The organism is Paraburkholderia sp. WS6 (assembly GCF_030464835.1).
Lineage (GTDB): Bacteria > Pseudomonadota > Gammaproteobacteria > Burkholderiales > Burkholderiaceae > Paraburkholderia > Paraburkholderia madseniana.
The window spans coordinates 63,460-76,878 of the sequence record NZ_JALQCK010000020.1 but is presented as its reverse complement, the minus strand read 5'-3'; the positions used below and the strand labels follow the sequence as shown (position 1 = coordinate 76,878).

Annotated in this window: 11 protein-coding genes and 1 pseudogene; 6 read left to right on the top strand and 6 right to left on the bottom strand. The window is 61.6% G+C overall.

Annotated elements, in window-relative coordinates; translation table 11 throughout:
- The first annotated feature begins 2 nt into the window (after positions 1-2).
- The 4 genes and pseudogenes from M0D64_RS23315 (at position 3) to M0D64_RS23300 (ending at position 2,717) form a co-directional block, all read left to right on the top strand.
- Positions 3-347, top strand: a complete 345-nt coding sequence (locus M0D64_RS23315; protein ID WP_266259436.1) for a cupin domain-containing protein — start codon at positions 3-5, stop codon at positions 345-347.
- A 260-nt stretch (positions 348-607) separates the two neighbouring features.
- A pseudogene (locus M0D64_RS23310) lies at positions 608-894 on the top strand (hypothetical protein); the annotation flags it as partial.
- The gene (locus tag M0D64_RS23305) at positions 891-2,249 is read left to right on the top strand and encodes an MFS transporter (protein ID WP_266259435.1); all 1,359 of its coding nucleotides are present in this window, start codon (positions 891-893) and stop codon (positions 2,247-2,249) included. The pseudogene M0D64_RS23310 and the gene M0D64_RS23305, both read left to right, overlap by 4 nt.
- A 138-nt stretch (positions 2,250-2,387) precedes the next feature.
- Positions 2,388-2,717, top strand: a complete 330-nt coding sequence (locus tag M0D64_RS23300; RefSeq protein ID WP_266259433.1) for a hypothetical protein — start codon at positions 2,388-2,390, stop codon at positions 2,715-2,717.
- 50 nt (positions 2,718-2,767) lie between these two features.
- Here the strand turns inward: M0D64_RS23300 and M0D64_RS23295 are convergent, their stop codons facing one another.
- From M0D64_RS23295 to M0D64_RS23270, 6 genes are all read right to left on the bottom strand, one after another.
- Complete coding sequence (locus tag M0D64_RS23295; RefSeq protein WP_266259432.1) at positions 2,768-3,928, bottom strand: arabinogalactan endo-1,4-beta-galactosidase; 1,161 nt, start codon at positions 3,926-3,928, stop codon at positions 2,768-2,770.
- A gap of 150 nt (positions 3,929-4,078) precedes the next feature.
- Positions 4,079-6,043 (bottom strand): beta-galactosidase, encoded by a 1,965-nt coding sequence (locus tag M0D64_RS23290; RefSeq protein WP_266259431.1) that lies wholly within the window; start codon positions 6,041-6,043, stop codon positions 4,079-4,081.
- A 37-nt stretch (positions 6,044-6,080) separates the two neighbouring features.
- Positions 6,081-6,932 (bottom strand): carbohydrate ABC transporter permease, encoded by an 852-nt coding sequence (locus tag M0D64_RS23285; protein WP_054039330.1) that lies wholly within the window; start codon positions 6,930-6,932, stop codon positions 6,081-6,083.
- Between the two features lie 19 nt (positions 6,933-6,951).
- Positions 6,952-7,857, bottom strand: a complete 906-nt coding sequence (locus M0D64_RS23280) for a carbohydrate ABC transporter permease (protein WP_266259430.1) — start codon at positions 7,855-7,857, stop codon at positions 6,952-6,954.
- Positions 7,858-7,922: 65 nt separating this feature from the next.
- A complete protein-coding gene (locus tag M0D64_RS23275) occupies positions 7,923-9,176 on the bottom strand; it encodes an ABC transporter substrate-binding protein (protein ID WP_266259429.1) in 1,254 nt (417 codons plus the stop codon).
- A gap of 126 nt (positions 9,177-9,302) precedes the next feature.
- Positions 9,303-10,442 carry an ABC transporter ATP-binding protein gene (locus tag M0D64_RS23270; protein WP_266259428.1) on the bottom strand — a complete coding sequence of 380 codons (1,140 nt, stop codon included), beginning with the start codon at positions 10,440-10,442 and terminating at the stop codon, positions 9,303-9,305.
- A 255-nt stretch (positions 10,443-10,697) separates the two neighbouring features.
- Between M0D64_RS23270 and M0D64_RS23265 the strand changes: the two genes are divergently transcribed.
- Positions 10,698-11,714, top strand: a complete 1,017-nt coding sequence (locus M0D64_RS23265) for a LacI family DNA-binding transcriptional regulator (protein ID WP_266259427.1) — start codon at positions 10,698-10,700, stop codon at positions 11,712-11,714.
- 209 nt (positions 11,715-11,923) lie between these two features.
- A complete protein-coding gene (locus M0D64_RS23260; RefSeq protein ID WP_266259426.1) occupies positions 11,924-13,396 on the top strand; it encodes an NAD-dependent succinate-semialdehyde dehydrogenase in 1,473 nt (490 codons plus the stop codon).
- Positions 13,397-13,419 lie beyond the last annotated feature (23 nt).

Sequence of the window (13,419 nt, the reverse complement as noted above, 5' to 3'; positions counted from 1 at the left end):
AAATGAAGGTTCAAAGCATCAAGCAAAGCGTGAGTCTGCAGAATCTGGAGGACTGGGGCACGGCGGGGCTCCCGGGCACGACGCCGATTCAGGTGTCCGGCGTGCAGCGCGTGATCAAGGGCAGCGAAGCCATCGACACCGGTATTTTCGAATGCACGGCGGGCACGTACCGCCGCTCGGTCAAGCAGGCCGAGGTGATGCACTTCCTCGCGGGACGCGGCCGCTTCACGCCCGATAACGAAGAGACCGTTCACTTCGAAAGCGGCGACACGCTCTTTTTCGAAGCCAATACCGAAGGTCTTTGGGAAGTCGAGGAAACCATGCGAAAGGTCTATGTGATCTTTTGAGCACGGCCCCGAGCGCCGTCCTCGGCGCTCGCCCCACACCTGCACGTTCCGTTCCCGGCGCACCCTGCGCCGCGGCATCCACAGCCATTCCCACTGTTCTGTCGCTCTGCCTCATTGGATGGGGCCTCAGTGCCATGGTCGGGTAATCCCGCGTTGCCCCTCGTTGTCAAACTACTTACAGTTCGGCGTGTTCTTATAGAGAATCGGTGTTCTTTATACGAACAAAACAGGCAAAGTTATCGGCGCCTGGATCACCTGCATCTTCTCGCAGGTCGAGGCAGGTCAACCTGCCCGAGTACTATGCATTGTCGAAGCGCATCGATCTGTATGCGCTACAGGCGTTCCAGCGCACCAACGGCAACACGCTCGGCACGGCAGGTTCGGGCCTCATCGTCACGGCCAGCGCAACCATCGGCGATGGCTTCCACAGCGCGCCGTCGCCGGCATAGGCATCGTGCACCGCTTCCAACCGGCGTACGATCGTAATAGAAAGGAAGGCTCGTTACGGCGAGCCTTTACGTATTCTGCAGTCAGGAGACCACCATGAGCCGCAGCAACGCTGTGAACGTTCAAACGTTTATCAACGACCACCCCTTCTCGCCGTTCCAGTGGCTCATCTTTTTCATGTGTTTCATCATCGTCCTGCTGGACGGTTTTGACACGGCCGCGATCGGCTTCATTGCACCGTCGCTGATCTCCGAATGGGGCATCACCCGGCCGGCGCTCGCGCCAGTGTTGAGCGCGGCGCTGTTCGGCCTCGCGTGCGGCGCGCTCGTCTCAGGGCCGCTGTCCGACCGGCTCGGGCGGCGCTCGATGCTGCTCGGCTCGGTGCTGCTGTTCGGCGTGACCTGCTTCGCTTCGGCGTTCTCGAACAACATCGAACACCTGACGATCTTGCGCTTCGTCACCGGCGTCGGCCTCGGCGCGGCCATGCCGAACGCCGTGACGATGATGGGCGAGTACTGTCCGGATCGCCGCCGCGCGACCGTGATCAATCTGATGTTCTGCGGCTTTCCGCTGGGCGCGGCCTTCGGCGGCTTTCTCGCTGCGTGGATGATTCCGCACTTCGGCTGGCGCAGCGTGCTGGTGCTTGGCGGTATCACGCCGCTCTTGCTGCTGATCGTGCTGGTGCTGAAGATGCCGGAATCGGTCCGCTACATGGTGGCGAACAGTAAGCCGGTCGAACGGATCCGCGCAGCGCTGGCACGCATTTCGAGCGACGCCGCGCAGGCCGACAGCTTCGTCATGACCGAAACCGCGCCGCAAACCGGCGGCAAGGGCATGGGCGTGGTGCTGTCGCGTTCGTACATCGTCGGCTCGGTGATGCTGTGGATCGCCTACTTCATGGGCCTCGTGATCTTCTACGCGTCGATCAACTGGATGCCGATTCTGTTGAAGGACGCCGGACTCACGCCGCAACGCGCGACGCTGATTTCCGCACTGTTCCCGCTCGGTGGCGTGGGCGCCGTGCTGTGCGGCGTGCTGATGGACCGCTTCAACGCGAACCGCATCATTGCGGCCTGCTATGCGCTGACCGCGGTGAGCGTGTATTTCATTGGCCAGGCAGTTGGCAATGTGGGCGCGCTGGTGTTTATCGTGTTCGTCGCCGGCGTGCTGATGAATACCGCGCAATCGTCGATGCCGGCGCTTGCCGCCGCGTTTTATCCGACTCAAGGTCGCGGCACGGGCGTGGCGTGGATGTTGGGGATCGGCCGCTTCGGCGGGATCGCGGGTTCGTTCCTCGTGGCCGAACTGACTCGCCGCCACTTCACCTTTGGCGGCATCTTCGCGATGGTTGCGGTGGCAGGTCTGATTTCGTGCGTGGCGTTGCTGATCAAGCAGGCGGCACGGCCGCATGTGGCGGCAGAAACCGGCGCGAAAGCGGAGTCGTTTGGGCACTAAGAAGTTGAAAGAGGCGCCGGTGAAAAGCACCGCGCCCCACTTCCCGATAAACTACGCCGTTATTGATTCGGGCGGGCACGGCAATGATCAATGCCATTGCCTTTGCACCGTCGCCCATCTAACGACAGGATTCAGTCAATGAAACGCGTAGTTGTATCGGCCGTGCTCGCACTGTGCCTCGCACAGCCGGCCGTTGAAGCCGTTGCACAAACAGTCAGCGATCAATGTTTTGCGATCGGCGATATTGCCGGCCAGGTGGCTTCGTGGCGTGCGCACAAGAAGACGAAAGCGCAGGCGCTTGCCCAAGCGGCCAAGTACTACAAAGGTGAATCCGACCGGCAAGCAGTCTCCGCCATCGTCGAAAAGATCTACAGCCCGAACGCCCCCCACATGACGCCCGATCAGGCCAGCATGGCGTTCACCTCGGACTGTGTAAACCAGCAGAAATCGCAGGCACCCGCGCAGTAGTGCCTGCTATCTGCACGGCTATTTCGCCGCACTAGCGGCTAGCGCCAGGACTAGCGCTTGCGGAACGCATCCAGCGACGTCAACGCGTTGCCGTGAAAATCGAACAACGTGTTGTTGTCCCACTGATCGCCCGCGCCGACTTTCCATCCGACATTCGGCGTCGGAATCCATTCCGGCTCCCACCAGAACACGCCCTTGCCGTGGCCACCGGGTATCGCCTTCACGATATCCGTCACCGCACCGATAAATTGCGCCTGGCCGGCCGGTGTCTGCGGGAAGGTCGTGGAGCCGGTATTGGTCATCGCGTTGGGTTCCGAATCGCCGTCGCTGGTGGTCCACGGATACGCGGTCTCGACGACCATCACGTCCTTTCCGTAGCGCGTCGCCATATCGTTCGCATTGTTCTGCAAATCGCTTAGCGCGCCTTGCCACTGCGGGTAGTAGGACAAGCCGATCACATCAAACGTGACGTCGCGTTGTACCGCGCTGTCGAACCACCAACGGCTCGTTGCATTGTTGCCGCCGCTGTCGAGGTGCAGCATGACCTTGATCCGTTCATCGACGGATTTCACCGCGTCGTGCCCGGCCTTCAACAGTTGCGCGAGGTTGTCCCACTGATCGTATTTGCCGAGCGGCCACAGCATGCCGCCCGTGATTTCGTTGCCGACCTGAACCCACTCCGGATGCACGCCATCGCGCTTGAGCATCGTGAGGACCTTCGACGTGTACTCGGATAGCAGCGCACAGGTTTGCTCGATATCCTTGCCAGCCCAGTCGTGAGGCGGATACTGCTTGCCCGGATCGGCCCACCAGTCGCTGTAGTGGAAATCGATCAGTATGCGCATGCCGAGCGCAGCGGCGCGGCGAGCCAGAACGCGTACATGTTCGGCATTGTTGTAACCGGTGGCGGGACTTTGGTCGGCCGGAAAAAAGTTCGGATTGCCAGGATCGTTCCACACCTTGATGCGGATCGAGTCGACACCGTGACTCTTCAGAATGAAGAGACAGTCGAGCGGTACACCGTGCTCGTAAAACTTCGCGCCATTGGCCTCGAGTTCCAGCAGCGTCGACACGTCCGCACCCTTTGCAAACCCGCGGCCATGACCGAACAAGCCAAGTTCACCTGCAACGGCGGGCACGCCGACCGTTGCGCCAACACCAGCGGCGGCCCCAGCAGATGCGAGCCATCCGAGCATTTCTCTTCTGTTCATCTGTCATCCTCCATCGATTGAATGGCGGTTCTTTTAGAGGCCGCCTGTTCCGGGTTGAAGCGCTTAAATTTCTGGCGCCATTTCTACCTCCGATAACGCGCTCATCTCACTTCTCGCTTCTCACTTGCTCAAGCCCGTTGACGTGCTGGGCTACGCGTTCCTCCACGCACAGACGTCACCGGTTTTCAACTGTGAATGTCCCAGCACAAACGTCGCATTGGCCGGCGCGGGCGCCTGCGCCTGCTCCGGACCGAAGTTGAACGCGAAGGTCAAATTGCCGCGTCGGCGAATGCGCAAGCCCTCAGCCAGGCGGTGTGTCTCGATGCCGGCATCCTTCGCGGCCTGCTGCAAAACCTCGCGATGCAACGCGTGCGACAACCAACCCGCCACATAACGAACCTTTCCGTGGGTGAGGATCGCGGGCCACGTGTCGTCGAATTGCGCTTCGACGGTCGTCTCGCCATTGGCGCGAACGTGCTCACGCCAATGCAGCGCAACGCCCTGCGTGTCTCCGATCGAAAGCGCTGGCGTAAGCGTCGGGCGCAGCGTTTCGACTTCGAGCACCTGCATCGGCAGAACGCGTTGCAACGCACCGGGTGGCAAGCTCGAAGGAATGGCGAAGGTCGTGGTCTTCGAACCGCTCCTCGGGCCGAATACCCATTGCGCCGAACTCCGCTCGATCTGATCGACGAGCGTGTCGTCGATCACGGCAATGCTCGGCACCACCACTAACCGGTACGGCGAAAGATCGGCCTTGCTCGACACGATATCGACGTCGAGGCCGAGTTCACGCAGCGCCTCGTAGTAGTCGAACGCCAGCGTCTGATAGTCGAAGGTTTTGCCATGACGCTGAATCTCGAACATCCACTGCGTCTCGTAGTCGAACACGATCGCGGTGGCCGCGCGCGCTGGCGCACCGAGGCCGGACAGCGCTGCGGACGAGGCAATTTCCCGCGCTGCCTGCTGCACTTCGAGGCCGCCAGGCGACAGTTCGTTGTTCGGCAAGTTGAGACCCGAATGCATCTGTTCCTGCGCATACGGACACTGACGCCAGCGAAAATACGACACCAGTTCCGCGCCATGTGCGAACGCTTCATAAGCCCACAGCCTGACCATGCCCTTCGCGGGCACCGGATTCCACGGCGCCCAGTTCACCGGCCCTGCCTGTTGCTCCATCACCCAGAAACGGCCAGCGCCGATCGCGCGGTAGCGGTCGTGATCGAACGCCGAGACGTCCGGATGCGCGGTACGTGCGTAACGCGCCTTCTGCTCTTCAGGCAGTGCGATCGATTCCGTGCGCGCGATCGGATAGCTGTCCCACGCTGCCACGTCGAGCGCGTTGTCTTCGGTGAAACGGTAATGATCGAAGGTCGTAAAGAAGCCCATGAAGTTGTGCAGCAGATCCGCCTCGGGTGCATGCTCACGCAGCACGTCGATCTGCTCGCGATGGAAGCTCGCCACCTCATCCGACATGAAACGACGGAAATCGAGCAGATGGATCGGATTGGCGTCGGTGGGCGTGAGGTTCGGCAGGCCGATCGTCTCGAACGACGGATACTCCATGCTCCAGAACACATTGCCCCATGCATCGTTCAACGTCTCGACGCGCTCGTAGCGATGCTGCAACCACATCTGAAAGCGCGCCAGTGCCGCGTTCGAATAGCTCGGCACGGTCTCGTGGCAGCCGAGTTCGTTATCGGTCTGCCACGCAACGATCGACGGATGCCGTCCATAGCGCTCCACCATCGCCGTGACAATGCGTACGCACTCACGCCGATAGGTTTCGCTGGAAATATCGTAGTGGCGACGCGAGCCGAAATTCCAGCGCACGCCGTCCGCACGCACCGGCAACACATCCGGGTGTGCGTCGATCAGCCACTTCGGCGGCGACGCGGTCGGCGTGCCCAGCACGAGTTTCAGCCCCGCGGCTGCCAACGTCTCGACGGCTTCATCGAGCCAGCCCCAGGCGAATTCGCCGGCGCGCGGCTCCATCCGGCTCCATGCGAATTCGGCGATCCGCACATGCGTGATGCCGAGTTCGATCATACGTTTCGCATCGTCGGCCCACATCGAACGCGGCCATTGTTCGGGGTAGTAGCAAACACCAAGTTGCATGAGAAAGTCTCTTTGTTAAATGACGGCGAACGGGCGATCAGCCCTTGCTTGCGCCGAAAGTCAGGCCGGCGACGAAATGCTTCTGCATCAGGAAGAACATCAACACGGAGGGCAAAGCGGCGAGTACCGAGCCGGCGGCAACCAGATTCCATGCCGTGGTCCATTGGCCTTTCAGCGCGGCGACGCCCACGGTGATCGGCGCGGCCTCATCGCCTTGCGTAAGGCACAGCGCCCAGAAGTAGTCGTTCCAGACAAACGTGAATACGAGGATGCCCAGCGCGGCGAGCGCGGGGCGAATCAGCGGCAGCACGATGCGCCAGTAGATCGTCCATTCGCTCGCCCCTTCCACGCGCGCCGCCTCGATCATCTCGAACGGCAACTGCTTGATGAAGTTGCGCAGAAACAGCGTGCAAAAACCGGTCTGAAACGACACATGAAAAATGACCAACGCCCACACGCTGTTGAATAGGCCCACTTTCAGCGCCATGTCGCGCACCGGGATCATCAGAATCTGGATCGGTACGAAATTGCCGGCTACAAAGGCGAACAGCACAGCGGTATTGCCCGGGAACCGGTAGGTCGCCAAAGCAAAACCCGCCATCGAAGCGAGCACGATCGCGCCGATCACCGAGGGCACCGTGATCAACACGCTATTGGCGAAGTAATGAAGCATCGGCGTTTGCGTGAGCGCCGTGCCGTAGTTTTCGATTAACGCAAAATGCTTGGGCCAGCCCCAGTAATCGCCTTGCGACAACTCGTCCGACGAACGGATCGACGTGACGAGGACGGCCAGCATCGGCAGCAGCCATATCAGCAGCGCGAGCGGCAACGACGCTTTGTACAACGTGCGGTTGAGCGGTTTCCAGCGTTCGACGGGAAGCGGATACATGACACGTGACTCCTGGAAATCAGTGTTCTTCGCGCAGCATGCGGCGCAGATGGAACACGATGTAGACGAGCATGATGGCGAACAGCACGACGGCAATCGCCGCGGAATAGCCTTCGCGGTAGTACTTGATCGCCTGGTCGTACATGTAATAGGCGAGCACGGTCGAGCTATCGAAGGGACCGCCGCCGCTCATCACCGCAATCAGGTCGAAACTGCGCAGCGCGCCGATCACGGTCAGCACGACTGCCATGAATGTGGCGGGCCGCAGTTGCGGAAGAATCACGTGCCATAGCAGACGCACGCCTTTTGCGCCCTCCATGCGTGCCGCCTCGACCACTTCGGGATTGATGCCTGTCAGCCCGGTGAGGTACAGCACCATGCAAAACGGCGTTTGCGGCCACAGCGCGGCGAAGATGATGCCGAAGGTGACGGTGTGCGGATCGCCGAGCACAGGAATGCCGTGACCGACGATCAGCCTCAGCAAGCCAAAGCCGGGATCGTAGAACCAGCTGAACACCAGCCCGACCACCACGCCCGATAGCACGAACGGCGCGAAAAACAGCGACTTCACAACCCTCATGCCACGGATATGCTGGTTCAGATACAACGCGAAGAGCAGCCCGAGCGGCGGCGCCAACAGGAATAGCGCGAGCCAGATCAGGTTGTTCTTGAGCGCCGTATAAAACGTGTCCGCATGAAACAGCTCGATGTAGTTATCGAAGCCCGCGAACGTCTTCGGCGTCATGCCGTCCCAGTTGTAAAAGCTGAGCGAAATACTGTTGATGATCGGGTAGACCACGCACAGGCAAAACAACACACAGCCCGGCAGCAGGAAGAAAAGCGCCGCCCGGTGCTGATGACGGCGCGTCGTGGAGACGTGCCGGTGCCGCGCCGCGGGTAGGCGGCGCGCTGCGGAATGAGACATGATCGGGCCTCGTCGGAGATCGAAGGCGAGCGCCAGCGCTTGCTGCCGTGCTGGCGCTCCGGGGCTTACTTCTTGTAGATGCGCTTGCGGGTCGCTTCGAGGCGGACCAGCATGGCGTCGAGTTGCGACGGATCGCTGTAGAACTGCTGCATCGCCTTCATGCCTTCGTCGGCCATTTCCTTCTGCATGTCGCGATCGTAGAACTGCGCGATGCCGCCCTTCGTGTTCGCGAGGGTCTGGAAACCGACCTTCGAAATCTCGTCTTCAGGTTCCGCCGACTGGCTGTTCGACGGCAACGTCCCCCAACCTTTCGCGAGATCGGCGTTGATCTGCGGCTGTTCCATGAAGGCAAGCAGTCTGCGGGCATCGGCCTTGTTCTTTGCTTTGGCCGGAACCAGCAGCACATTGACCGGACCGTCTTCGGCCATCGGTACATTCGCGTCGATCACCGGGAAGCGGAAGAAACCGGTCTGCGGCCGGAGGGACGCCGGAATGCTCGCTGAGAAGAACGTGCCCATCAGCATCATCGAGGCCTTGCCATTCACGAGAAACGGCGCAATCGAATCGAGGTCGTAGGAGAGCGCGTTGTCGATGAAGTAGTGATCGTCGATCAGCGTTTTCCACGCGGTGTAGACCTTTTTAACGCGTGCATCGGTGTACGGAATTTCGCCGGCCATCAACTGCTGGTGGAATGCGTTGCCGTTGATGCGCAGGTCGAGATAGTCGAACCACGCGGCAAGCGTCCAGCTATCGCGCGCCGCAACGGCGATCGGCGCAACGCCGCTGGATTTCAGCTTCTTGCAGGCGTCGAGAAATTCATCCCACGTTTTCGGTTCGCCTTTGATGCCGGCCTTCTCGAACAGATCCTTGCGATAGAAGAAGCCGTAGGCGTCGTAACCGAGCGGCGCGGCGTACTGCTTGCCCTTATACGTCGAGGCGTCCTTCACCGACGCATACTGCTGCGACCAGCCGTTCTTGCTCCAGTCCGAGGACAGATCTTCGAGCAAACCGCGTTGCGCGTAATACGCCATCCGCTCGCCGTCGTGCCACGACACGACATCAGGCGGATCGGTGGCGAGCCACCCGCCCATCTGCACCTTGTACGCTTCCTCGCTGATGTAGGTCACCTTGAGGTCGACGTCGGGATTGGCTTTCTTGAACTTGTCGAACGCGTCCTGCCACGTCGAGCGCTGATTACCGCGCGCCGAGACGTTGACGGTCAACGTGGCCGCGTCGGCCGCGGTGGCGCAGAGCGCGCCTGCAACCAGTGCGACCCCAATCGACGCGTATGCCAGACGGCGAAGGCGAAGAGAAATCATCTTATGTCTCCTTGACTACCTTGTTGGCTGACAGCGGCTCGCTGCCAGACGATGTACCCGCTCTTTGGCGGAATAGGGTTTTGTGAACTCGGTGGTGCCCTGGATGCCCGAGATGCGCGAGGCGCCTCAAGCGGCGACCCGCTCGGGCTCGAACATGCTGCGCCGCAGTGCAACGCCATCCGCATCGAACAGATGACATGCGGCAGGCGGAACGTGAATGCAGATGCGCTCGCCCGATCCGATCGGCGTATCGCCCGCGGCCTTGGCGATGAGCGTGCCGCCCGCGTGATCCGCGTGAATATAGCTGTGCTCGCCCAGCCGTTCCGATAGCACCGTGACGCACTGGATGAACTGCTCGTCGCCAGATAGACGCAGATGTTCCGGGCGCACGCCGAGCGTGACGGGCTGGCCGCGCTGAAGACGTTGACCGTCCACGTGAGCGACCAGCCGCTCGCCGCTTTCCGTCAGCGTGATGGCCACCTTGCCCGCTTCGATCGAATCGACCACGGCATCGATGAAATTCATTCGCGGCGAACCGATGAAGCCCGCCACAAAGCGCGACTTCGGATGGTGATACAACTCGAGCGGCGCGCCGCTCTGCGCGATGCTGCCGAAGCGCTCGGCGTCCGCTCCTGCGTGCAGCAACACGATCCTGTCGGCAAGCGTCATCGCCTCGACCTGATCGTGGGTCACATAGACCACGCTCGCGTTCGCGAAGCGCTGGTGCAGGCGGGCGATTTCGACACGCGTCTGGCCGCGCAATGCGGCATCGAGATTCGACAGCGGTTCGTCGAACAGGAACACGCCGGGTTCGCGCACGATCGCCCGGCCGATCGCAACACGCTGCCGCTGCCCGCCCGAAAGCGCTTTCGGATACCGGTCAAGGAAGGCGTCCAGTTGCAGAATGCGCGCGGCTTCGTGCACCTTCCGGTCGATCACGTCCTTGGGTTGCTTCGCGAGTTTCAGGCCGAACGCCATGTTGTCAAACACGGTCATGTGCGGAAACAGCGCGTAGCTCTGGAACACCATCGCCACGCCGCGTCCGGCGGCGGGCACATCGTTCATGAGGCGGCCGCCGATGTGCAGTTCGCCTTCGCTCAGGTCTTCGAGACCGGCGATCATTCTCAGCAGGGTCGACTTGCCGCAACCCGAGGGCCCGAGAAACACGCAGAACTCGTGCTGCGCGATCTCGAGATTCACGCGCCGGATCACCGGCGGATGGTCACCGTACGACTTCTGCACGTTCGTAAGACGAATCGTTGCCATGCTGCTGCCTCCTTGATTTAACCGCTTAAATTTCTGTTAAAAATAAACGGTCAGTTCTTGTGCAGCAGGCATTTAATCGCTTAAATTCGAGTTCGAAGGGAAAAGTCATGGTGGGTGTCTCCTGTCGACCAGAGTTGGCGCTTTAGCGCCTTACTCTGGTCCCATGCAAGGCGCTGTGTTTTCCAGCAAGTTATCAATGTCGCCGGTTGCTTGCAACATTTGAATCGCGCTCCCTGAATATGGGATAAACAGAACATGGTCACCCTTTCCGAAGTCGCAAAGCGCGCACACGTTACTGCCGCCACCGTTTCCAACGTCCTGCGCAACCGCGAGAAGGTCCGCCCGGAGACTGCCGAACGCGTGCTCAAGGCGATCGCCGATCTCGGCTACCGGCCCAATCTGAACGCCCGCGCGCTGGCCGAGGGTCACTCGTCGACCTTGGCCTTGATGTTGTCGAACATCTCGAACCCGTTCTACCCCGAGTTCGTGTTGGCCGCCGAGCGAGCGGCACGCAAAGCCGGATACTTCCTGATGGTTTGCAATACCGACGACGATGCGGAGGTCGGCCGTGCGTATCTGAACCAGATCGCCGGCACACTCGCGGACGGTGTCCTCGTGATGAACACGGACATCAAGTTCAACGATTTGTGCGCGTCGGCCACGCACGGCGCGCCGATCTTGCTGGCGATGTGGGAACACCCGGAGGCGCCGCCCGCCCTGCCCTGCATCGCCGTGGATTTTGCTCATGCGGGTGCGCTTGCCGCGAGGCATCTGCTTGAATTGGGTCACCGCGAGATCGGTCTTCTGATCGGCGACGGGTGCGGCGGCTTGCAGGATGCGCGCTCCAACGGATTTCGCGCGGTGGTGCACGAGGCCGGTATCGAAACAGACGCGGCCGCAGTGCTGCAGATCCGCGACTCGATCGACGCTGGCTACGCCGCCTGCATGCAGTTGATGGCGAACCGCCCTCACCTCACCGCGATTTTCGCGACCAACGATCTGCTGGCGATCGGCGCGGCACAGGCGTTGATCACGCTGGGTCGCGCCGTGCCGAACGATGTGTCGGTCATCGGCATTACGGACATTCAACTGGCGCACCAGGTGCATCCTGCGTTGACGACGGTCGCGATCCAGACGGCGGCCGTTGCGGAGTTGTCGATCGAGAGCCTGATCCGGCTGATCCAGACGCCTGAACAGCAACCGTCGATGGTGCTCGCGCCGCCGCCGCAACTCATTGTGCGGGCGTCGACGGGACCGCGGCGCATGAGTTGAGGCGCGAGCCTGTGCGTACAGCAGGCCGCGCAACAGGGCCGTCGCCAGCCGCCACCCATCCCGGCACGGTGCCTTCACCGCAGATTCAGCAGAAAATGCTGTGGCGGCCCGAAAAAAACGCTCCGTGCGCCGTCCAGACCTCGATTGGCGATTTCATCGACTGTCGCGCACGGGTAGCATCGAAGTATCAATCTGAAGGAGCAACCCCGATGTCTCTCGCATTGACCCGCAAAGAACTGATTCGCCCGCAGAACCTGATCGACGGCAAGTGGATCGACGCCGCCGACGCCGCGCGCTTTCCCGTCACCAACCCGGCCACCGGCGAATTGATCGTCGAAGTCGCGAACAGCGGCGCAGCGGACGCCCGCGCCGCCACCGACGCCGCGGCCCGCGCGTTCCCCGCATGGCGCGACAAGCTGCCGCGCGAGCGCGCGGAGATTCTGCGCCGCTGGCACGCGCTGATCGTCACCAATACCGAAGACCTCGCCAAGCTGATGTCGACGGAACAAGGCAAGCCGCTTGCGGAAAGCCGCGGCGAAGTCGCCTACGGCGCCTCGTACGTCGCGTGGTTCGCCGACGAGGCGACACGCATCTACGGCGATCTGATCCCGCAGCAACAACGCGGCAAACGCATGAGCGCGGTGAAGGAACCGGTCGGCGTGGTTGCGGCGATCACGCCGTGGAATTTCCCGCTGGCGATGATCGCGCGCAAGATCGCGCCCGCGCTCGCAGCCGGATGCACGGTCGTGGCCAAGCCCGCCGAAGACACGCCGCTCACGGCACTCGCGTTGGCCGCGCTCGCCCAGGAAGCGGGCTTGCCGGACGGCGTGCTGAACATGCTGTCGGCTTCGCGTGAACAGGGCATTGCGGCGGTCGCTGACTGGCTCGCCGACTCACGCGTGCGCAAGATCACGTTCACGGGCTCGACGCCGGTCGGCAAACATCTCGCCCGTGAATCGGCTGGCACGCTGAAGAAGCTGTCACTGGAATTGGGCGGCAATGCCCCTTTCATCGTATTCGACGACGCCGATCTCGACGCGGCGGTCACCGGTCTGATGGCATCCAAGTTCCGCAACGGCGGTCAGACTTGCGTGTGCCCGAACCGGGTTTATGTGCAATCGGGTGTCTACGCGCGTTTCGCCGATCTGCTCGCGAAACGCGTCGCCGCGCTGAAGGTTGCGCCCGCAACCGATCCGGACGCGCAGATCGGCCCGATGATCAACGAACGCGCAATCGACAAGATTGCCCGGCACGTAGAAGATGCCGTCAAACACGGTGCAAAAGTGCTGACTGGCGGAAAGCGCCTGACCGAACTCGGCCCGAACTACTATGCGCCGACCGTGCTGACCGATGCACGGGACGACATGATCGTCTGTTGCGAAGAAACCTTTGGGCCGGTGGCGCCGCTGTTCCGTTTCGATAACGAAGCTGAAGCGATCCGCCTTTCCAATGACACGCCTTTCGGCCTCGCCGCCTACTTCTACACGCAGGACGTGCGACGCATCAATCGCGTCGCAGCCCAGCTCGAAGCGGGTGTGATCGGTATCAACGAAGGCGCCGTGTCGAGCGAAGCGGCGCCGTTTGGTGGGGTGAAAGAATCGGGGTACGGCCGCGAAGGTTCGAAGTACGGGCTCGACGATTACATGTCGATCAAGTACCTGTGCCAGGGCGGACTGGATTAAGGAGCCGCCGCGCGTTCCATGAT

Bases quoted from the DNA above. Each gene is read 5' to 3' on its own strand.
- M0D64_RS23315 (WP_266259436.1), top strand. From the start codon at position 3: ATGAAGGTTCAAAGCATCAAGCAAAGCGTGAGTCTGCAGAATCTGGAG.
- M0D64_RS23305 (WP_266259435.1), top strand. From the start codon at position 891: ATGAGCCGCAGCAACGCTGTGAACGTTCAAACGTTTATCAACGACCAC.
- M0D64_RS23300 (WP_266259433.1), top strand. From the start codon at position 2,388: ATGAAACGCGTAGTTGTATCGGCCGTGCTCGCACTGTGCCTCGCACAG.
- M0D64_RS23295 (WP_266259432.1), bottom strand. From the start codon at position 3,928: ATGAACAGAAGAGAAATGCTCGGATGGCTCGCATCTGCTGGGGCCGCC.
- M0D64_RS23290 (WP_266259431.1), bottom strand. From the start codon at position 6,043: ATGCAACTTGGTGTTTGCTACTACCCCGAACAATGGCCGCGTTCGATG.
- M0D64_RS23285 (WP_054039330.1), bottom strand. From the start codon at position 6,932: ATGTATCCGCTTCCCGTCGAACGCTGGAAACCGCTCAACCGCACGTTG.
- M0D64_RS23280 (WP_266259430.1), bottom strand. From the start codon at position 7,857: ATGTCTCATTCCGCAGCGCGCCGCCTACCCGCGGCGCGGCACCGGCAC.
- M0D64_RS23275 (WP_266259429.1), bottom strand. From the start codon at position 9,176: ATGATTTCTCTTCGCCTTCGCCGTCTGGCATACGCGTCGATTGGGGTC.
- M0D64_RS23270 (WP_266259428.1), bottom strand. From the start codon at position 10,442: ATGGCAACGATTCGTCTTACGAACGTGCAGAAGTCGTACGGTGACCAT.
- M0D64_RS23265 (WP_266259427.1), top strand. From the start codon at position 10,698: ATGGTCACCCTTTCCGAAGTCGCAAAGCGCGCACACGTTACTGCCGCC.
- M0D64_RS23260 (WP_266259426.1), top strand. From the start codon at position 11,924: ATGTCTCTCGCATTGACCCGCAAAGAACTGATTCGCCCGCAGAACCTG.